The sequence below is a fragment of the Acrocarpospora macrocephala genome, assembly GCF_009687865.1.
Taxonomy (GTDB): Bacteria; Actinomycetota; Actinomycetes; order Streptosporangiales; family Streptosporangiaceae; genus Acrocarpospora; species Acrocarpospora macrocephala.
The window spans coordinates 95,827-115,594 of record NZ_BLAE01000009.1; the positions used below are offsets into that span (position 1 = coordinate 95,827).

A 19,768-nucleotide genomic window follows, 5' to 3' on the forward strand; every position below is an offset into this window, starting at 1 on the left:
GCTGTGTTGCTTGGATGGTCACTTGGGCCCCCACACAGTGGACAGTGCGGGATCGAACGGACAGCCGCCGATCTCGAAGTGCTTCAGGTATTCATCGCGGAAGTACTTGACCGACGAGTAAATCGGACTCGTCGCGCCATCACCCAGCGCGCAAAATGAACGCCCAAGGATGTTGTCCGCGATGTCGGTGATCGTAGCCAGGTCCTCTTCGCCGCCCTGGCCCGCTTCCAGCCGCTTGAGCACCTGCTTCAGCCAGTAGGTGCCCTCCCGGCAGGGGGTGCACTTACCGCAGGACTCGTGCGCGTAGAACTCGGTCCAGCGCAGCGTCGCCCGCAGCACGCAGGTGGTCTCGTCGAAGATCTGGAGCGCCCGGGTGCCGAGCATGGAGCCCTTCGCGCCGACCGACTCGAAGTCGAGCGGCACGTCCAGGTGCTCGTCGGTGAAGATCGGCGTGGACGAACCGCCGGGAGTCCAGAACTTGAGCCGGTGTCCTTCGCGAATTCCGCCCGCCATGTCGAGCAGTTCCCGCAGCGTGATGCCGAGCGGGGCTTCGTACTGCCCCGGCCTGGTCACGTGGCCGCTCAGCGAGAAGATGCCGAAGCCCTTGGACTTCTCGGTGCCCATCCCCGCGAACCAGTCCGCGCCGTTGGCGATGATGGACGGCACCGAGGCGATGGACTCGACGTTGTTGATGACCGTCGGGGCCGCGTAGAGACCCGCCACCGCCGGGAACGGCGGCTTGAGCCTGGGCTGGCCGCGGAACCCTTCCAGCGAGTCCAGCAGCGCGGTCTCTTCCCCGCAGATGTACGCCCCTGCCCCGGAATGCACCACGAGCTCCAGGTCGAACCCGGACCCCATGATCCCCGTCCCCAGGAACCCCTTCTCGTACGCCTCCCGCACCGCCGCGTGCAACCGCCGGATCACGTGCAGAACCTCACCACGCACGTAGATGAACGCATGGTTGGCCCGGATCGCGTACGCCGTGATGATGATGCCCTCGACCAGCGCATGCGGGTTGGCCATCATGAGCGGGATGTCCTTGCAGGTCCCCGGCTCAGATTCGTCGGCATTCACCACCAGGTAATGCGGCTTGCCGTCATTTTGTGGGATAAATCCCCACTTCATGCCGGTGGGGAAGCCCGCGCCGCCACGACCCCGCAGGCCGGAGTCCTTGACCGCCTGGATGATCGTGTCCGGGTCCATGCCCAGCGCCTTCTTGGCCGCCGAGTAGTCGCCGTACCCCTCCAGGGTGAAGGAGTTCGGCAGGTCCCAGTTCTTGGTCAGGATCGGGGTGAGCGTCGTCACTTGGGAGCCTCCCAGCCGTTGGCCTTGGCGATCCGCAGGCCCTCCAGCGACGGACCGGCGGCCGCGGGGCCGTCACCGGCGAGACCGTCGGGGATCCCGGCGAGGATGCGCGAGGCGTCCTTGAACGAGCAGAGCTTCTTCGGGCCGCGGGTCGGCGTGATGTCCTTGCCGTCCCGCAGGTCGTCCACCAGCTGCTTGGCCGACGCCGGGGTCTGGTTGTCGAAGAACTCCCAGTTGACCATCATCACCGGCGCGAAGTCGCAGGCCGCGTTGCACTCGATCCGCTCCAGCGAGACCTTGCCGTCAGCCGTGGTCTCGTCGGCGCCGATGCCCATGTGCTCGGTGAGCTCCGACCAGATCTGGTCACCGCCCATCACCGCGCAAAGCGTGTTGATGCACACCCCGACGTGGAACTCCCCGGCCGGCTTGCGCTTGTACATCGTGTAAAACGTCGAGACGCCGACCACTTCGGCCTTGGACAGGCCGAGCATCTCCGCGCAGAACTCGTGACCGTCGTCGGAGACGTAACCGTCCTCGGCCTGCACCAGGTGCAGCAGCGGCAGCAGCGCCGACCGCGCCTTCGGGTAGCGGCCGATGATCTCCTTGGCGTCGGTCTCCAGACGCTCGCGGACCTCGGGCGAGTAGGTCACCGGTCCACACCTCCCATAACGGGGTCGATCGAAGCGACCGCCGAGATCACGTCGGCGATCATGCCGCCCTCGCACATGGCCGGGACGGCCTGCAGGTGGGTGAAGGACGGGTCCCGGAAGTGCACGCGGTAGGGGCGGGTGCCGCCGTCGCTGACCACGTGCGCGCCGAGCTCGCCGCGCGGCGACTCGACGGCGGAGTAGACCTGCCCGGCCGGCACCCGGAAGCCCTCGGTCACCAGCTTGAAGTGGTGGATCAGCGCTTCCATCGAGCTGCTCATGATGTGCGCGATGTGGTTCGGCGAGTTGCCCAGGCCGTCGGGGCCGAGCGCCAGCTGCGCGGGCCAGCCGATCTTCTTGTCCTCGATCATCACCGGACCGGCCTTGAGCGGCCCGGCCAGGCGCTCCAGGCACTGCTCGATGATCTTGAGCGACTCTTCCATCTCGGCGACCCGGACCAGGTAGCGGCCGTACACGTCGCAGGACTGCTCGATCGGCACGTCGAAGTCATAGGTCTCGTACCCGCAGTACGGCTGCGACTTGCGCAGGTCCCACGGCAGCCCGGCGGCCCGCAGGATCGGCCCGGTGATGCCCAGCGCCATGCAGCCGGTCAGGTCCAGGTAGGCCACGTCCTTGGTGCGGCGCAGGTAGACCGGGTTGGCGTCCAGCAGCTTGCGCATGTCCTTGAGCCGCTGCGGCATCACCTTGAGCAGCTCGCCGACCTTGTCCAGCGCGCCCGCGGGCAGGTCCACGCTGACCCCGCCGGGCCGGACGTAGGCCATGTTCATCCGCAGGCCGGTGATGTACTCCATCACGTCCAGCACCATCTCGCGCTCGCGCACGCCGAACAGGAACGGCGTGGTCGCGCCGAGCTCCATGCCGAAGGTGCCGATCGCGACCATGTGCGAGGAGATCCGGGTGAGCTCCATCATCATGACCCGGATGGCCTCGGCCCTGGCCGGGATGCGCTCGGTGATGCCGAGCAGCTTCTCCACCGCCAGGCAGTACGCGGTCTCGTTGAAGATCGGGGACAGGTAGTCCATCCGGGTGACGAACGTCACGCCCTGGGTCCAGGTCCGGAACTCGATGTTCTTCTCGATGCCGGTGTGCAGGTAGCCGATGACCGTGCGGGCCTCGGTGACCGTCTCCCCGTCCAGCGTCAGGACCAGGCGGAGCACGCCGTGCGTGGACGGGTGCTGCGGGCCCATGTTGATGACCAGCCGCTCCTCGTCGGACTCCAGCACGGTGTCGACGAGCTGGTCCCAGTCCTGGCCGGCGACGTCGTAGACCTTGCCCTCGGCCGCTTCGGTTGCATGGGTTGTCACGCGTACGACCTCCTCTGGTCGGGCGCCGGGATCTCCGCGCCGCGATACTCGACCGGGATGCCGCCGAGCGGGTAGTCCTTGCGCTGGGGGTGGCCCTCCCAGTCGTCGGGCATCTCGATGCGGGTGAGCGCCGGGTGCCCGTCGAAGATGATGCCAAAGAAGTCGTAGGTCTCGCGCTCGTGCCAGTCGTGGGTCGGGTAGACCGAGACTGTGGACGGGATGTGCCGGTCGGTGTCGGGCGCGGAGACCTCGACCCTGACCCGGCGGTTGTGGGTGATCGAGGCCAGGTGGTAGACCGCGCGCAGTTCCGCGCCGCTCTCCTCCGGGTAGTGCACGCCGGAGACGCCGAGCGAGAGCTCGAACCGCAGCGCCGCGTCGTCGCGCAGCTTCTTCATGGTCTCGACCAGGCGTTCCCTGGCGATGTGCAGGGTCAGCTCGCCGCGATCCACGACCACTCGCTCGACCGTGCCCTCCGGGAGGGCGTCCACGAGTTCGTCGAAGTAGCCGCCGTACGGGCGGGGGGTGGACAGCTGCGGCGCGCGGCGGACCACCAGGCCCCCGTAGCCGGAGGTGTCGCCGGTGCCGGAGACGCCGAACATGCCGGTGCGCGCGACCGGTTCCTGGGGAACTTCAGGCAGGTTGTCGCTCATCTCACACCCCCTGGTCGATCAGCGGCAGGCTCCGCAGCGCCTGGAGTTCGAGCTCCTGCACCTGCTTCTCGCGGTGCGCGCCGAACTTGGTGTTCTGGATCTTGTCGTGCAGCTTGACGATGGCGTCGATCAGCATCTCCGGGCGCGGCGGGCAGCCGGGCAGGTAGATGTCGACGGGCACGACGTGATCCACGCCCTGCACGATGGCGTAGTTGTTGAACATTCCGCCAGTGGACGCGCAGACCCCCATCGCGATGACCCACTTGGGCTCGGCCATCTGGTCGTAGATCTGGCGCAGCACGGGGGCCATCTTCTGGGACAGCCGCCCGGCCACGATCATCAGGTCGGCCTGGCGGGGCGAGGCCGAGGCGCGTTCCATGCCGAACCTGGCCAGGTCGTGGGTCGGGCCGCCGGTGGACATCAGCTCGATGGCGCAGCAGGCCAGGCCGAAGGTGGCCGGCCAGACCGAGTTCTTGCGCGCCCACCCGGCCACCTGCTCGACCGTGGTCAGCGCGAAACCGCTGGGGAGTTTCTCTTCAAGACCCATGGCTATCTAGTCCCAATCCAGGCCGCGGCGGCGCCACACGTAGGCGTACGCCACGAGCACGGTGACGATGAACAGCACCATCTCCACCAGCCCGAAGACGCCGAGCTGGTCGAAGGCCACCGCCCACGGATAGAGGAAGATGATCTCGATGTCGAAGACGATGAAGAGCATCGCGGTGATCATGTATTTCAGCGGGAAACGACCGCCGCCGACCGGCTGCGGAGTGGGCTCGATGCCGCACTCGTAGGCGTCCAGCTTGGCGCGGTTCCACCGCTTGGGCCCGGTGAAGGGGGCGATGCTCACGGAGAAGACGGCGAATCCCGCCGCGAGGACCGCGAGCACCAGGATGGGCGCGTAGAGCTCCATCGCTAAGGCGTCCTCTCGGTGATAGAGATCATCAGGTTCAGTTTCACGATAGTCATGCCGGCGGAGTGACTTTGGACAGGGCGTTGATGATCCGGTCGGATGCGTCGCCGCTCCTGGGGTCGGTGAGGTTCGCGAGTAACTTCATGGCGAACCGCATCAGGCCCGGGTGCGGCAGCGTATGCCGGGTGATGAAGCCCATCACCCCCGGTTTGCCGATCGCCTCCACGAACAGGCGACCGAGGGTGAAGTATCCGCCGTACGCGTCTTTGAGTATCCCCGGGTAGGCGCGCAGGGTGCGCTCGCGCTGGGCGGGGGTGGGCCGGGCCAGCGCCGTCGCGATGGTGTCGGCCGCGATCCGGCCGGTCTCCATGGCGTACGCGATGCCCTCGCCGTTGAAGGGGTTGATCATGCCGCCGGAGTCGCCGACCAGGACCAGGCCACGGGTGTAGTGCGGCTGCCGGTTGAAGGCCATCGGCAGCGCCGCGCCGCGGATCGGCGTGGTCCGATTCTCCTCGGTGAAACCCCAGTCCGGGGGCATGTGGCGGACCCAGCGGCGGACCAGGTCGCGGTAGTCGATGTTCTTGAAAGATTCACTGGTGTTGAGCAGGCCGAGCCCGACGTTGGCGGTGCCGTCGCCCACTCCGAAGATCCAGCCGTAGCCGGGCAGCAGGCGGTCGCCGTCCCAGAGCTCGAGCCAGATCTCCAGGTAGTCGTCGTCGTGCCGGGGGCTGGTGTAGTACGTCCTGACGGCCACGCCCATCGGGCGGTCCGCGCGCTTGTGCAGGCCCATGGCGAGGGAGAGCCGGGTGGAGTTGCCGTCGGCGGCCACCACCACCCGGGACCGGTACACCTCGCCGTTCTGGGCGCGCACGCCGACCACGTGGCCGCTGCGCTCGTCCAGCACGGGACCGGCGACGTTGACGCCCTCCAGCAGGGTCACGCCGCCCTTGACCGCGTTGTCGGCCAGGATCTGGTCGAAGTCCTGCCGGGTCCTGACCAGGCCGAAGTCGGGGAAGCTCTGCAGCTCGGGCCAGTCCAGCTCGAAGCTGCGGCCACCGCCGACGACCCGCAGGCCCTTGTTCCTGACCCAGCCAGGGGCGCCGAGGTCGACGCCCATGGCCAGCAACTCTTTCACCGCGCGCGGGGTGAGACCGTCCCCGCACACCTTCTCGCGCGGGAACCTGGTCTTCTCCAGCAACAGGACCGACAGGCCGGACTGCGCCAGATAGTACGCAGTCGTCGACCCGGCAGGGCCGGCGCCAACGACGATAACGTCGGCGTCCGCCGCCACCCGCTGTGTCGCGGGGCCTGACTCGCTCACGGGGGACCTGTCCTGTCCTAGGGACGAAGGCCGGGACGGTTGGGGCCTTCGTTCCTTTGTGAACCTCTTCACAAACTTGTCGGCCGCAGTCTAGTCCGTCCCCGTGCCGCTTTGTCAGGGGGTAGGTTGCTACTAGCCGGTAACAGAGTCCTGCTTGATCGCTCCGATGAAGTCTTCCCAGACCTCGCGGGGGAAGTCGAGGACGGCACCGGACGGATTTTTAGAATCGCGCATGCCGACGCGGTCGCCCATGCGCACCTCCACACATTCACCGCTGACACTGCTGAAGCTGCTCTTGACCCAGTCATGCGGCGACGGCATGAACGTTCTCCAATTATGAAGGCGCCCGTGACCCGAGGGACAGGGCGTGCGGTTGGTACGACGGGGTACCCATGATCCCCTATTTCAGGGGGTTCTGTCAGTCACTCCTGGTAATCCTGTTCGGAGCGTTCCCAATTCGCCAGGTCAAATTCACCGGCGCGTACCCCGCCGAGGAATGCCACCCACTCGCCGGGCGTGAAGAGCAGGGGCGCGCAGGATGGGTGCTTGGAATCGCGGACCGCGACGGTGTCGTCGACCACCGCGACCTCCACGCATTCCCCGTTCACACCACTGAAGGTGCTCCTACGCCAATCGATCCGCTTGCCACTGGCAGCCGCCATTGCCGCATCCTTTGCCCGGAAACCTGGGTGGGTATACCCGGGTTCTTGGGCCCAGAAATACGGCAGAGGTTTACAAAGCACCCTTACAGCGCACTACTGGCACAAGCGCCTACATCTCAGCCCGGGCGGCGATGAGGGTCATCGACTCCTCCTCGCTCAGGGAGGCGTCCCGGAGATGGTCGAGAAGCAGGCGGAACCGATAGGTGGTGGCCTCGTCCTCTTGAAACGTGCCACCGGCGACGCTCTCCAGGTAGACCACGTCGTCATACAGCGGCCCGAACCCATTTACTTCTGGAAATTTCAGGATCACAAAGCTGTCGGAGTCGATCGGGTGGGGGCCGTCCAGGGCCAGGATGCGGACCGAGACGTTGGGGAGTTCGGCCAGCGCGTACAGGTGCTGGAGCTGGTCGCGCATGACGTCCTCGGAGCCGAAGCGGCGCAGCAGGGCGGACTCGTCCACGACCGCGCTGACCCGCAGCACCTGCTCGGTGACCAGGGCCTGGCGGCGCACCCGGACCTGGGTGCGGCGTTCGACCTCGCCGGGCGAGAGGCGGGTGAAGGTCTCCGTGCTGTTGAGGGCGCGGGCGTACTCGACGGTCTGGAGCAGGCCGGGGATGCCGCGGGACTGCCAGGTCAGCATCTCCTCGGCGGCGGTCTCCAGGCCGACATAGGTCACATAAGACTCGGGCAGTGTGTCCGCGTAGGCGTCCCACCAGCCCTTGCTCTCGGCGCGAGCGGCCAGTTCCAGCAGGAACTGGCTCATGGTGGAGCCGATCCGGTAGTGCGTGAGCAGCGTGCGGACGTCGCGCTCGCGCGGCAGGATCTGGCCGTTCTCCAACCGGCTGATCTTGGAGGTGGACCACTTGAGCTGGTCCGCGACCTGCACGCCGCTGAGCCCCACCGCCTCACGTAACCGGCGCAGTTCCACGGCCAGCCGACGCCGACAGACAGTCGGGCTGAGTTCCGGCGTCACCGACCATCTCCTTCCAGCAAACCCACCCATAATACGGGTAAATATCCCAGCTTAACGTGGCTTTCAAGGCCGAAACCGGTATCCTGCCGCATCCCGAATGTGTTCCCATCGGGAATTGCACCGCGTATCCCGCCAGCGCATTCTGAGGGTAGTCCCGAAAGGGGAACTGGGGGCGGGGTAGATGGAACAGGTTCGACGCCTGTTGGCGACGCTCGAATATCGGCTATGGGTGGAGCCGGATGAATTCGCGATGTACCGGGGATGGGGTGTCGACCACTCGCGCGCCTTTCGGCGACGCTACCGCGATCCGGGCTTCAGGCGGCTTTGACCGCCCGGTGCAGGGCCACGATGCCCAGGCTCAGATTTCGCCAGGCCACCCTGCGCCAGCCTGAGGTCTGGATGACCTGCGACAACTCCGCCTGGTCGTACCAGTCGCGGATGGATTCCGCGAGGTATTCGTAGGAGTCGGGGTTGGAGCTGACCGCGCGGGCGACATGCGGGAGCAGGCGCATCAGGTACTGCGTGTAGACCACGTCGAAGGCTTTGACCGGCGGGCGGGAGAACTCGCAGATCACCAGGCGGCCGCCCGGGCGGGTCACCCGGAGCAGTTCGGCCAGCGCCTGGTGGGTGTCGGACACGTTGCGCAGGCCGAAGGAGATCGTCACCGCGTCGAAGGCGCCGTCCGCGAACGGCAGTCGCAGCGCGTCACCTCCGACGAAACTGACGCCGCCGCCGGAGAGACCGGAACCGCCGTGCTTGCGGACACCGGTGCGGAGCATGCCGAGGGAGAAGTCGCAGGCGACGGCGCGCGCGCCGAGCCTGGTGAACGCGTCGGTGGAGGTGCCGGTGCCGGCCGCCAGATCCAGCACGACCTCGCCGGGCCCCGCGTCCACCGCGCGGGCGGTGGCCTTGCGCCAGAGCCTGTCCTGGCCGAGCGAGAGCACGTCGTTGACCAGGTCATAGCGCCGCGCGGTGCGATCGAACATCGCGGCGACCTCATGCGGCTGCTTGTCCAGGGATGCGCGGGTCATGAGATAACCCTAGCGTTGCCTTTACCGCACGGAACGTCACCACGCCACTACGGAGAGTCTGCTAAGACTTGGGGAATGCGTGCCAGAAATTTGATCGCGATATTCATGTCCGCGGCGATGGTGATCCCGATCGGTCCAGCCCAGGCCGGGATCAAGCAGCCCCAGGTCGTCTCGCCGAATCCGGTGGGGCGCACGCCGCACGTGCTCGACGGCATCGTCAACGCGTTCGCCCAGGTCGGCGACACGGTGATCGTGGGCGGGCAGTTCAGCACGGTCAGGAACGCCGGCAGCCGGGCCGAGCTGACGCGCCAGAACCTGTTCGCCTTCAGCCTGAGCACGGGCAGGATCGACCCGCGCTTCGTGCCCCGGATGGACGGGCCGGTGTTCACGCTGGCCCCCGGCGCCGATGGAACGGTCTACGCGGGCGGCTCGTTCACCCGCGGCCTGGTCCGGCTGCGCCTGGCCGACGGCTCGGCCGTGCGCTCCTTCACCGCCACCGCCTACGGCGCCGAGATCTCCAGTCTGGTACGGCGCGGCGAGCACCTCTACGTGGGCGGGAACTTCACCCAGATCGCCCGGACGGCCAGGACCGCTCTGGCCCGGCTGGACGCGAACACCGGCGCGGTGGACCGGTCCTTCACGGTCACTCCTGGCGGCGGTGAGACGAAAATCACTGCCATGGCGGTCAGCCATGATCGGCTCGTCCTGGACGGGTCGTTCACCACGCTCGACGGCCTCCCCCGGCCGCAACTGGGCGTAATCGACCTGACCACCGGACGAGTGGCGGACTGGCACACCGACGCGTACGCGCCCGAGTGCTCGGCGGCCTTCCCGTCATACGTCCGAGGATTGGATCTTTCGCCCGACGGGTCATATTTCGTGGTTGTCACCACGGGAGGGCCCGCTCCGCGTACCCGAAAACTCTGCGACACCGCGGCCCGATTTGAGACGTATGCGAAAGGGGACAAGATCCGACCTACCTGGGTGAATCACACGGGTGGCGACTCGTTGTACTCGGTGGCCGTGACCGGGGCCGCGGTCTATGTCGGAGGGCATCAGCGCTGGTTGGACAACCCGTTCGGATCTGACACCGCGGGTAAGGGCGCGGTGTCCCGGGAGGGTATCGGCGCCATCCATCCGACGACTGGGAAGGCACTCAGCTGGAATCCGACTCGGGCTCGGGGAATCGGGGTGAAAGCGTTTCTCCCGGTAAAGAAGGGGCTTTTGGTCGGAAGCGACACGACACAGCTCGGACGTGAGTACCATGCCCGCATCGGAATGTTCCCGATGCCCTAGCCCTCGGGTGGGCGGCGCCTCGCACTGATCAGTGTGCTGACCTCGTCACGTTGCTTTGACAGCAGAACGTAACTGGCCAGCCCGCTGACCAAGAACGCCACGGCCAGCAGCGCGTAAGTGCGCAGGCCGAGGAGATAGAGCACGCCCAAGGCAACGGCGAACAAGCCCAGGCGGGAGAGGGTGTAAACGAGAACCGCGCGCACAGCGTCGAGGTTACGTCACTCTCACGTATCGCGGACTCTCTTCGCATCAGTCGCGAGCACTGCTAGGGTTCTCATCACGGCGCTTTCGTAAAGAAACACCCATGAGCGCCCCAAAGAGGCTCTATCATATAACAATCGGGCACTGAGCCGGTAACAACCCGTGATCTTCTCCGAAAACCACGGATAAATCAGGCTTCGCTCGGCACACTGGTTACCTGTCCGCCCGCTGCAGGACGCGGGATGCGAGGGGGAGAGATTGTGGAGAGTAGCAGCGAGCGACTGCTGACCCCTGGAGAGGTTGCCGCCCTCTTCCGGGTCGACCCGAAGACCGTGACACGCTGGGCCGCGGCGGGGCGAATCAGCAGCATCCGTACCCCCGGAGGGCATCGGCGATTCCGCGAGTCGGAAGTACACGCCCTCCTTCGCGGAGAGGAAGTCCTGACGGCCGACCGGCCGAACGGCGACTCCCCGCGAGTCTGAGCACCACTGCACCATGAGCAGCACCCTGCATCACATGACCAGCTGTTGGTGATCCTGCGCCTCCCGGAGCCGCAGGGTCACCGGGTTACCTCCCACCCGCATCACCCCAGCGAACCACCCACCTCCTGGGACACCCCGGCCCCATACCGCCACCCCCCGGCCAAGGCCAGTGAATCCCACCCGCCCAGCCCTCTGCTTCCCCTCGGCCCCCCACCGCCACCGTGATCGCCCAAACGAGACATGCGCCGTGGGTCTCTCCACCCACGAGTTCGTCCCGGGCTTTCTCGTGTCTGTCTGAGAATGCTGTCAACGGACACACCGTCGCGGGATGGCTTGGTGATCCCCTTGGTCTCGATCTCGCGTACGCGAACCCCGTTCGGCTACCAGACGAGTCCGAAACGATCACGCCGTCCGGGGTGGGGTCTCGATCGGCGTGCTGCCGCGACAACATCGATCACGGCACTGGCAGCTGGCCGCTCTTTGCACACCCCCAGGGGGAACGATCAGGTTTGCACGAGATCTTGCGTGACGACTACGTCGGCGGCGGCCAAGCCTGCGCGTAGTTCTGTACCAGGATCACCGTTGGGGTTATGAGCCTTGACGACGTCCTGAATGAACTTGACCGCACCGTGCAGTAGATCTCCCTCAAGCTCAACCGGTGACCACTCGCTAAGAGAGAGATCGTAAGCAAGAGCCAGCACAACGTTTCGCCGCGAAAACTTGCCTGTCACAAAATCCCGAAGCTCGTCATCAGTGTCAAATTCGAGATCTTGAAGGCCCTCTGCCTCGTTCTCGCTCAGACTGACGTATGCCCAGATTGATAGGGGTTCGCTAGCGTCACCAACGACAGTGAAGAGCACTGTCTGCCCATCCCAGACGAAGGTGCCAGCCAACGGCACCTCGTACTGGTGCCATACGTCAAGATCAAGGGCTTGCGCCGACGGAGACCAAGGCAGACGGCCTCGCTTCACAAGCGCGTCCAAGTTCATCTGCCCACCTCTCTACGGCTACTTCTCTTCATTGAAGCATGCATCGAACCTCACTGACACTTCTGAGGGCCAAGGAATGATCTGTTGGTTCAGTGGATCGGTGCTTGGCCACACCACGGTGACGTGGGGATTCTTCCTGATACGACCGGTTGTGTGGACGACCATGTCGTGCGAGAGGCCGAGCCGGAAGACCATGATCTCGTCGAGGAGGGCCGCCGCCTCGGTGCAGCCCTGCTCGGCGGCGTGGCGGCACAGGCGTGCGGCGAGTTCGCTGTCCTCGGCGTTCCACGCCTGCCGCGCGGCCCGGACGAACAACTCCGGGCTGGCGTTCTCGCCCGCTCCATCCGCAGGGTGGCGATCCGCAGCAGATCGTCGTTGCGGTTCGCGCCGTACGCCTCGATCGCGCCAGAGATCTCCCGGCATCATTCCCTTCTGGTGATCAGGGGGGTGCTGTGGCGTACATATTCGGCATAAAGGGGGTGAGCGAAGTCCACGCGGGTGCGCCGACGGTCGATCTCGGTCCAGCAGATGCCCGCGCGTTCCAGGGACGCGACGGTGCGGGGGGTGCTGAGCCGGGTGAGCGCGGAGGCGCTCATCGGGTCGCCGAGCGTCGGAGCCTGGCCGGCCACGCTGCCGGGGCGACTGATCACCGCACTCCCCGTGCGGGCGGTGCTCTTCGACGTCGACGGCACCCTCGTCGACCCCACCCCGGCGATCGAGCGGGCCACCCGCACGTGGGCGGCCCGCTACGGCCTCGACCCCGAAAGCTCCGCCGGAGCCACCGTGATCGCCGTAACCGTCAGCCACCCCGCCGCCGCCCTCCTGGACGCCGACCGCCTCCGGCGAACGTTCGGTGGCGGTGGGCGGCAACGTCCAGGGAACCATCGTCACCGGCGACGCCCCGATTCCCGTCAAAGGCGAGTGAAGCGTTCGACGTAGCCGCCGCCGGAGAAGATGAGGCCGTCGGCGGCGCACTCGTACGCGACCCAGGAGATCTCTCCCGGTTTGGCCGGTCGGGAGTCCGTCGTCACGCCGTCGACGGCCACCGACGATTCCGCGACCGCGGACAGCCGCTGAAGGAAAAGGCCGTGGCCGGCCGACCAGTGGTAACGCGCATCGCTGTCCCGCGTCAGGAGAACGTTCTTCGTTCCGAACGCGCCGCGCAGGGAATAGCCAGTTCTCACGTCCGTACCGGTGCCGTCGCTGTGGAATGTGGCGGTGTAGCCGCCCACGTTCGTGAGCGAAACCGGGCCGAGCCCGTTCGCGGAGAAGTCGAGCGTCACCGCCGCCTCCGCCAAGCGCCAGTTGCCGACAAGGCATTGATCATGCGAGATCCGCCGGGAATCCGATACATGTGCCGGCGCGGGATCCAGCACGATACAGAGAGCTCCGATGGCGGTCATCGCCTTGAACGCGCCCATCGTGTCGCCCTTCTGCGTGGCCTGTACGACGGCGTCGCCGATCTGCGCGATCCGGGGATCGGGCGAGCGCGCGAGCACCGGGCCAACCCATGCCTCGTCACCGGTGACCCCGAGCGCCGCACCGTAGTCGGAAGGCAGCCATTCGCACACGTGCCGCAGGTCAAGCGCCTGTGGCACACCGAAGTCGATGGCGAGAACCGGAGGTTCGTCGACTGTCGTCGTCCCGCCGAACCGGAAATTCGCCAGCGACAGCGCCAGCACCGCGATCGTGACCGTGGCGAGGGCTCGGCGTTCGCCGGAGTTCCGCAGCGCCTCCCGCCGGAAGCGCCCACTCAGTGCGGCGAACACCGCGGCCGAGATCAGAACCGTCGGGACCAGCCATGGGGTGTTGATGAGCAGGCTCGTCTGAGCCCAACCGAAAAGCCGGGGCACGCTGAGTTCGGTGTTGTGCAGGGAACGCCAGAAGGTGAACAGGACGCAGAACGCACCTGCGGCGACCAGGGTCACCAATATCGCGCCTGAACGAACCGCGGTCGGTCTCCCGGTTACCCAGAGCAGGGCCAACGCGCTCACGATCCTGGTGAAGAAGCACAAACCGATCAGCAGCACGACCACCAGGGTCAACCCATGCGAGGGCGACACCCGGATGATCCCATCCCAGGACACGTTCAACGTGGGCAGATCCCAGGCCAGTGACTGACCCGCGAGAAGGCCGGCGGTCGCGGCCACGGCCAGTCTGAACCCCCATGGCGAGGAAGATGTCCGCAGCGCCCACGCGGCGAAGACCGCGCTGAACAGGAACCCGAGCACGAGGGCGGCCAGCGCCACCGACTGGAAGCCGTCGTTGGTGAGGCGGCGGAAGGTGACCTCCACCCCGGAGAACGCCAGCCCTGCCGCGAGCGCCGCGACGAACGTGTCCGAGGTATCCGATTTGGACAGCAGCGAGGGGTTGTTCACCACCGCCACCCGGTTCAGAGCGCTCGGATGCAGTTCACGCCACTCCTTGATCGCGGCCCAGAGGCGGCGAAACGCGGACTCATCCGGCCTCTTCTTGTGGAAGGTCAGCGCGGCGATGATCGACGCACGGTCGAGTTCCGCCGCATGGAGGTCGGCCTGGAACTCGCGAGCTCGGATGACCGCCCGCAGCGCGAGATAGACGACCAGGAGCAGCACCGCCGCCGACCACAGTTGCCCAACGGCGAACCACGACCGAGCCTGATCGCGCCGGATCGCCTGGAGGACGGCCTGACCCGCCAACGGCAGGAACACCATGGCCACGAAAGCCCACCAGGCGGCCAGCGCCAGCCTCGTCAGATCGACATCGTGACGACGCAGATGGGCTAGCTCATGAAGGATGGTCCCGCGAACCACCTGCGGGTGATGCCCGTGCAGCCTGGCCAGGCCGAAATTGAGGACAATCGAGTAGCTGCCACGCCAGCCAAGCGAGCGCGCCTCGCTTTGCGGCTTCTTCCGCACCCAGAACGTGGGCTGCGGCACACCGGCCCGCCGGGCGAGGCCGGGTATTTCCGCACCCAGGCCGCTCAGGTTGAAGGACCGACCCCCGTTGAATTCGATCGAATCCCTGAGGGGCACGGATCGGGTTCGCTGGAGATACCACTGGGGGTGGAACAGATATCCCACGACTGCGGCGATCACCAGAATGCCGGCGACCAGCGATTCAATGGCCGCGTTGTATCTGTTGACCTGGGCAGGGCACTCCGTGACCTGGGGTACGGGGATCAGCTGACAATCCCGGATATCGGGCAGGAAGTTCAGCGTGTACTCGGCGAACCACTGGTAGTAGGGAATCGTCGAGACGAGCAACGTGCCGAAGAAGAGCGTAAAGCGGGCAGTTGTCCCCACCGAGGAGAATCGCGGTGCGCCCACAGGGACCGATGTCGACGATTCCATGATCACATTCCGGTGAGCAGCTTCCGGAGCATATCCGCCGCCCCTCGGGCATAGTCCTCGCTCTGCCCGCGCGCCACGAGCCTGCGGGACAGCTCCTCCACCGTCGCGTCCACCTCGGCCGCGGTAAAGATCGGAACAGGCGTCGACGGGTCGATCGGTGGCGTGCGACGACGCGACAGACGAGTGCGTATTCTGCGCCATGCGCCCGCGCCCCCCGCCTTCGCGGCGTCGGCCAGACCATCGGTGAACAAGGTCATGAGAACGGCCAGCACGATCGGGGTGAGTTCGGCGATGGCGTCGCCCAGACCGAATCCGACCGGCTCCTTCCTGCCCTTCACATGGATATTGAGACTGTCCGGGTCATCGGCGAACAGCGCAATGAACTCAGGGAAATAAACCAGCTCTTCGGGAGCGAATGCCTCGACAACCGTCCTGGCGATCGACTCCACTGTACGAGTTTCGGTCAAGCCGTCTCCCTGACGGGCCGAATGGATTGGACGGCTTCCATCATGAAGCGCTGACCGGAGCGCCAGGAGCCGGCACGATACCTATCTTTCCGGGAGCGTTACTCCTTGTTTCCCGGGCGTGGCCGGAGAATCGGGGTTCTGTTGCTCATCTCGGTTCGCGCGAATACCTGCCCGGACTTGAGCCGATTCCCCGGCGGCCACATAGTGGGACACATGCCGCGACAGTGGCCCTTCGCCGGGCGGGAAGAAGACCTGAGCCGCGTGGCCGAACTGCTCCAGGCCGGCCCCGGAGTGTTGATCACCGGACCGGCCGGGATCGGCAAGACCCGGCTGGCGGCCGAGGCTGCAGCGAACTACGGCGAGGTGATCAGAACGGTCGCCACCGAGGCTTCCCGGGAGATCCCGCTGGCGGCCTTCGCGCACCTCCTGCCCGCCTCGGGCGCGGCGGGAAACCCGATCCGCTGGGGCGCCGACCTGATCGCCCGCCCCGGCCTGGTGATCCTGGCCGACGACGCCCACCACCTGGACCCGGTCTCGGCCACAATGCTGGAACATCTGGTACGGCACCGCGGCGCCAAAACAATCGCCACCGCCCGCACCGGCCACCACGTGCTGGACAGCCTGCGCAAAGACGACCTCCTCGCCAGAATCCACCTGGACCCCCTCAGCGAGGACGGCACCGCGCGGCTGCTGCACGGCGCCCTGGGCTCGCCCGCCACCGACCGCACGATCCGCCACCTGCACCGGCTGTCCGGCGGAAACGCCCTGTTCCTCCGGGAACTGGTGACCGCCGCCCAGGACGCGGGTATCCTGGCCGATCGCGGCTCCGGCTGGGACCTGTCAGGCCCCGTCCACCTGTCGCCGCGACTGACCGAGCTGATAGCGGCCAAGCTCAGCCGGCTGGACGAAACCGAACGCCAGGTCCTCGACTACGTCTCTCTCGCCGAACCGATCGGCCTCGACCTGCTACGCCAGCTGGTCCCCGCCGTGGCGCTCGAATCGGCGGAGGCCCGGCGGCTGATCGTCTGCGAGCCGGACGGCCACCGCCGGCAGATCCGGCTCGCCCACCCCCTGTACGGCGAGGTGATCAGAAACACCTGCCCGACCCTGCGCAGGTCCCGCCGGCAGCGCGAGCTGGCCCTGGCCCTGGCGTCCACCGGGGCCCGCCGCAGTGACGACACCCTGCGTGTGGCGGTGTGGTGGCTGGACAGCGGCTTCCCCGGCGACCCGTCGATGTTCCTGCGGGCCAGCCGCTACGCTCTGGCCACCTTGGACACCCCCCTGGCGACCCGGCTGGGCTGGGCGGCCTTCCGCGCCGACGGCGGCGTGGAGACCGGCGCGTGGCTGACTCAGCTGCTCAACCTGGCGGGCGAGCACGAACAGGCGGCGACCGTCCTGCGCGGCATCCCTGCGCCCGCCGACGAAGCCTCCCTGACGACCCTGACCGAGGCCCGGCTCCAGGCGTACGGGCTCGGCCTGAGACAACTCGACCAGGTCAAGCGGATCTACGCCGAGGCGATCGGCCGGCTGCGCACGCCCACCCACCGGGCCAGGATCGAGGCCGTGTACGCCTACCAGCTGGCCGTGCTCCTCGACTGCCGGCCCGCCGCCCACCTGCCAGAACCGGTGAACGACCCCGTCCTGGCGGCTTACACGGCGCACGCCAAGACCACGGGGCTGGTGCACCTGGGCCGCTACCGCCAGGCGGCCGACCTCGCCGGACGGGTGCTCGGCATGGCCGACGGATGGCGGAACGCCCGGCCGATGGCACTGCTCGGGCTCGAACTGGACCGGCACACGGCGACCCTCCTGGGCGGTGATCCGGCCACCGCGGAACACACCGTCGTCGTGGACCACGAACAGGCGTTGACCGAGCGGCTCTGGCCGGCGTGGATCGGTCTGCGACTCATGTGCCGCGCCCGGTCGGCCCGTTACGCGGGGCGCGTCCGCGAGGCGTCGCGGCAGGCCAGGGAGGCGTTCGAGCTCACGCCCTTCGCCCACCGCGGCATCGTGCTCGGCGAGGTGGCCCTGGCCGCGGCCTACGGCGGCGACGCGGACACGGCGGCCGAGGCCGTTCAGGCGGTGGCCGACGCGAAACACCCCACCGGCTACCGCATCCTGACCTTCTGGGCCGAACTGGCCCGGCCGTGGATCGCGGCGCTGACGTCGGATTCACCCACCGTCGTGAAGACCGGAATCGCCGTCGCCGACCTGGCCCGCGCGCACGACCTGCCCGCCTTCGAGCTCATCGCCCTGCACGACCTGGTACGACTCGGCGCCGCAGAAACAGTGCACGACCGCCTGATCCGCGCGGCGTCCGCCCACGAGGGCGACCTCGCCCCCCTCCTGGCCGACCACGCCCGAGCGGCCGGTGACGGGCCCGCGCTCCTGGCGGCGGCCAGGCGCTACGAGCGACTCGGCATGATCCTTTACGCCGCCGAGACCGCCGCCCAGGCGAGCGCCGTCTTCCACAGGCCTGGCCCCCGTCCCGAGGCGATCTTCGCGGGGGCGTGGGCCTTCGCGCTCGCCGCCAGATGCCCGGGCGCGAACACCCCGGCACTGGCCGATCTCCGCGATCCTGGGCTGACCTCCCGCGAGACGGAGATCGCGATGCTCGCCGTCACCAATATGACGAGCAAGGAGATCGCCGAACATCTGGTGATCTCCGTCCGGACCGTGAACAACCACCTGCAGTCCGTCTACGGCAAACTCGGCATCAATGGCAGGGACGCCCTGGGCGCGCTACTCCCGTGATTCGCGTTCTTATTCCAGTTCGGATTTGTACGCGAGGAACTCCTGTTCCAAAGCGTCGTTCTCCTCCTGCCAGCGGCGGCGGCGGAGGGCTTCCTCTTCCTCGGTGATGGATTCGGGGAGCCATTGGTCGTAGTCCGGCTCGCCTGGCGCGATCTCGACGTACGCGTTGCCGATCAGGCGCCCGTCATCGCTGGTCAACGACTGCGGCACGCGCAGTGTCCCGTCAGCGAGCCGGATCACGAACATTGCTAGACCACCTAGATTCCGTAGCGCCTGTTGAAGAAGAGCATGACGTTCAATGCGGTCCGGGTGTTTCCGCCGAGCATGTCCACCAGGGCGGGACGCTGCCGCGACGCGATGGCCGCGAACGCGTCGGCGAAGAACTCCTTGCGACCGAGCGTGCCTGGTTGTTTGTGGAAGGCCGAGGCGAGTAACGGTCGGCATTCCTCGTAGAGTGCGGCGAACTCTGGTGAGTCCGAAACCCACTCTCCCGGACGGGCGTCCACATCGTCCAGCGCATGCCCAACTTCGTGCATCATCACATCGGGTGTCGGAGATGGCCGATCCCCCACAACGATCTTGCGATCGCCGTACGCGCCGGCGCAGATGTCCCACGTCGCCCGCCCCGACGGCAACGGCGCACCCCGCAGGTACCCCATGTCGTCAAGATCCGGCACCCCGCCCCGGCCGATGTAGATCCCGTCCAGACCGTCGGCCAGCAGATCCTTGAGCCGGTCGGGTAACCGCGCCAGGCTGTCCACCGCCCGTACGGCGTCCGGCGACGGTGGCCCGTCCTGGCCGTCCCACTGGCGGTAAATGACACGTTCCAGCGCCCCGCAGTGCCGCCTCCCATCCCTCGTGTCCGGCCGGTCGGGCCGATGCGGCGTGGCCCTGGCCGGCTGGTCGTCCAACTCGAAGTCGCGCCAGGTGTACTGTGGCCGATCCACCACGGGGGCGGTCACCGCCATCCTGCGCTCAACATGCATCTCTGGGTGCATCTCAGGCCGCTGTTCAGCGGTCTCCACCCCACGGTAAGGCGACGCATAGGTGGCCCCCACCTGGCCCCGCTGCCACCACCGAGTCCCTCGCCGGTGACGGCCTCTATCGCCCTGCTGCGCCATCGCACCTCTCTCTTTGTCGGGAAGGTGCTTGTACCGCACTACCGTACGATGCCGTTTCGCGAGAGTCATCCCTAATGATGTACGGCTATCGCGATGGAAACACGATCACCAGCTCACATCGTTTACCGTGTGGACATGGCGAACGTGATAGTCGGTCTGGCGTTGCTGGCCTTCTGGCTCTACTGCCTCTTCGACGTGATCACGACCCCGGCCGAATACATTCGGGGCCTGCCGAAAGGCGTGTGGGTGCTCATTACGGCCGTGCCCGCCATTGGCGGTTTGCTCTGGCTGCTGGCGGG

At 67.0% G+C, this 19,768-nt stretch carries 23 protein-coding genes; 6 read left to right on the forward strand and 17 right to left on the reverse strand.

Annotation, left to right across the window (positions count from 1 at the left end; genetic code table 11):
• Positions 1-18: 18 nt before the first annotated feature.
• From nuoF to Amac_RS08710, 11 genes are all read right to left on the reverse strand, one after another.
• The gene (gene nuoF, locus Amac_RS08660; protein WP_155353801.1) at positions 19-1,305 is read right to left on the reverse strand and encodes an NADH-quinone oxidoreductase subunit NuoF; all 1,287 of its coding nucleotides are present in this window, start codon (positions 1,303-1,305) and stop codon (positions 19-21) included.
• Entirely contained in the window at positions 1,302-1,955 is a 654-nt protein-coding gene (gene nuoE, locus Amac_RS08665; protein WP_155353802.1) for an NADH-quinone oxidoreductase subunit NuoE, read from the reverse strand. Before nuoE ends, nuoF begins: the two co-directional genes overlap by 4 nt.
• The gene (locus tag Amac_RS08670; RefSeq protein ID WP_155353803.1) at positions 1,952-3,277 is read right to left on the reverse strand and encodes an NADH-quinone oxidoreductase subunit D; all 1,326 of its coding nucleotides are present in this window, start codon (positions 3,275-3,277) and stop codon (positions 1,952-1,954) included. The genes nuoE and Amac_RS08670 overlap by 4 nt, the downstream gene beginning before the upstream one ends.
• Positions 3,274-3,927: an NADH-quinone oxidoreductase subunit C gene (locus Amac_RS08675; protein WP_155353804.1), complete on the reverse strand. Its 654-nt coding sequence runs from the start codon at positions 3,925-3,927 to the stop codon at positions 3,274-3,276. Before Amac_RS08675 ends, Amac_RS08670 begins: the two co-directional genes overlap by 4 nt.
• 1 nt (position 3,928) lies before the next feature.
• Positions 3,929-4,474 (reverse strand): NuoB/complex I 20 kDa subunit family protein, encoded by a 546-nt coding sequence (locus Amac_RS08680; RefSeq protein ID WP_155353805.1) that lies wholly within the window; start codon positions 4,472-4,474, stop codon positions 3,929-3,931.
• A 6-nt stretch (positions 4,475-4,480) separates the two neighbouring features.
• Positions 4,481-4,840, reverse strand: a complete 360-nt coding sequence (locus tag Amac_RS08685; protein ID WP_155350670.1) for an NADH-quinone oxidoreductase subunit A — start codon at positions 4,838-4,840, stop codon at positions 4,481-4,483.
• 52 nt (positions 4,841-4,892) lie between these two features.
• Complete coding sequence (locus Amac_RS08690) at positions 4,893-6,161, reverse strand: geranylgeranyl reductase family protein (protein ID WP_155350671.1); 1,269 nt, start codon at positions 6,159-6,161, stop codon at positions 4,893-4,895.
• A gap of 132 nt (positions 6,162-6,293) precedes the next feature.
• Positions 6,294-6,482, reverse strand: coding sequence for a DUF397 domain-containing protein (locus Amac_RS08695; RefSeq protein ID WP_155353806.1), 189 nt, complete (start codon positions 6,480-6,482; stop codon positions 6,294-6,296).
• A 101-nt stretch (positions 6,483-6,583) separates the two neighbouring features.
• Entirely contained in the window at positions 6,584-6,823 is a 240-nt protein-coding gene (locus tag Amac_RS08700; protein WP_155353807.1) for a DUF397 domain-containing protein, read from the reverse strand.
• Between the two features lie 109 nt (positions 6,824-6,932).
• Positions 6,933-7,796, reverse strand: a complete 864-nt coding sequence (locus tag Amac_RS08705; RefSeq protein WP_170322387.1) for a helix-turn-helix domain-containing protein — start codon at positions 7,794-7,796, stop codon at positions 6,933-6,935.
• Positions 7,797-8,110: 314 nt separating this feature from the next.
• Entirely contained in the window at positions 8,111-8,827 is a 717-nt protein-coding gene (locus Amac_RS08710; RefSeq protein WP_155353809.1) for a demethylmenaquinone methyltransferase, read from the reverse strand.
• Positions 8,828-8,902: 75 nt separating this feature from the next.
• Between Amac_RS08710 and Amac_RS08715 the strand changes: the two genes are divergently transcribed.
• The gene (locus Amac_RS08715) at positions 8,903-10,123 is read left to right on the forward strand and encodes a delta-60 repeat domain-containing protein (protein WP_155353810.1); all 1,221 of its coding nucleotides are present in this window, start codon (positions 8,903-8,905) and stop codon (positions 10,121-10,123) included.
• On the opposite strand, the gene Amac_RS08720 is transcribed toward Amac_RS08715, so the two are convergent.
• Positions 10,120-10,326, reverse strand: a complete 207-nt coding sequence (locus tag Amac_RS08720) for a DUF4229 domain-containing protein (RefSeq protein WP_155353811.1) — start codon at positions 10,324-10,326, stop codon at positions 10,120-10,122. The two genes, Amac_RS08715 and Amac_RS08720, sit on opposite strands and share 4 nt — an antisense overlap.
• Positions 10,327-10,566: 240 nt before the next feature.
• Between Amac_RS08720 and Amac_RS08725 the strand changes: the two genes are divergently transcribed.
• Positions 10,567-10,806, forward strand: a complete 240-nt coding sequence (locus Amac_RS08725; protein ID WP_155338405.1) for a BldC family transcriptional regulator — start codon at positions 10,567-10,569, stop codon at positions 10,804-10,806.
• 503 nt (positions 10,807-11,309) lie between these two features.
• Here Amac_RS08725 and Amac_RS08730 read toward each other — a convergent pair.
• Positions 11,310-11,795: a hypothetical protein gene (locus Amac_RS08730; RefSeq protein WP_155353812.1), complete on the reverse strand. Its 486-nt coding sequence runs from the start codon at positions 11,793-11,795 to the stop codon at positions 11,310-11,312.
• 153 nt (positions 11,796-11,948) lie between these two features.
• Between Amac_RS08730 and Amac_RS08735 the strand changes: the two genes are divergently transcribed.
• Positions 11,949-12,269 carry a hypothetical protein gene (locus Amac_RS08735; protein WP_155353813.1) on the forward strand — a complete coding sequence of 107 codons (321 nt, stop codon included), beginning with the start codon at positions 11,949-11,951 and terminating at the stop codon, positions 12,267-12,269.
• Positions 12,270-12,323: 54 nt separating this feature from the next.
• A complete protein-coding gene (locus Amac_RS57880) occupies positions 12,324-12,734 on the forward strand; it encodes an HAD family hydrolase (RefSeq protein WP_155353814.1) in 411 nt (136 codons plus the stop codon).
• Here the strand turns inward: Amac_RS57880 and Amac_RS08745 are convergent.
• Both Amac_RS08745 and Amac_RS53555 read right to left on the reverse strand, forming a co-directional pair.
• On the reverse strand, positions 12,707-15,079 hold the full coding sequence (locus Amac_RS08745) for a M48 family metalloprotease (RefSeq protein ID WP_170322388.1): 2,373 nt from the start codon (positions 15,077-15,079) through the stop codon (positions 12,707-12,709). The two genes, Amac_RS57880 and Amac_RS08745, sit on opposite strands and share 28 nt — an antisense overlap.
• 50 nt (positions 15,080-15,129) lie before the next feature.
• Positions 15,130-15,594, reverse strand: coding sequence for a hypothetical protein (locus Amac_RS53555; RefSeq protein ID WP_170322389.1), 465 nt, complete (start codon positions 15,592-15,594; stop codon positions 15,130-15,132).
• 213 nt (positions 15,595-15,807) lie between these two features.
• Between Amac_RS53555 and Amac_RS57210 the strand changes: the two genes are divergently transcribed.
• Positions 15,808-18,348 carry an AAA family ATPase gene (locus tag Amac_RS57210; RefSeq protein ID WP_155353816.1) on the forward strand — a complete coding sequence of 847 codons (2,541 nt, stop codon included), beginning with the start codon at positions 15,808-15,810 and terminating at the stop codon, positions 18,346-18,348.
• Between the two features lie 9 nt (positions 18,349-18,357).
• Here Amac_RS57210 and Amac_RS08755 read toward each other — a convergent pair whose 3' ends face one another.
• Both Amac_RS08755 and Amac_RS08760 read right to left on the reverse strand, forming a co-directional pair.
• Entirely contained in the window at positions 18,358-18,594 is a 237-nt protein-coding gene (locus Amac_RS08755) for a hypothetical protein (protein WP_155353817.1), read from the reverse strand.
• Positions 18,595-18,605: 11 nt separating this feature from the next.
• Positions 18,606-19,316 (reverse strand): hypothetical protein, encoded by a 711-nt coding sequence (locus tag Amac_RS08760; protein ID WP_246268168.1) that lies wholly within the window; start codon positions 19,314-19,316, stop codon positions 18,606-18,608.
• Between the two features lie 288 nt (positions 19,317-19,604).
• Between Amac_RS08760 and Amac_RS58470 the strand changes: the two genes are divergently transcribed.
• Positions 19,605-19,768 (forward strand): PLDc N-terminal domain-containing protein (locus Amac_RS58470; protein WP_507762642.1); only part of this gene is annotated, 164 nt, incomplete at its 3' end.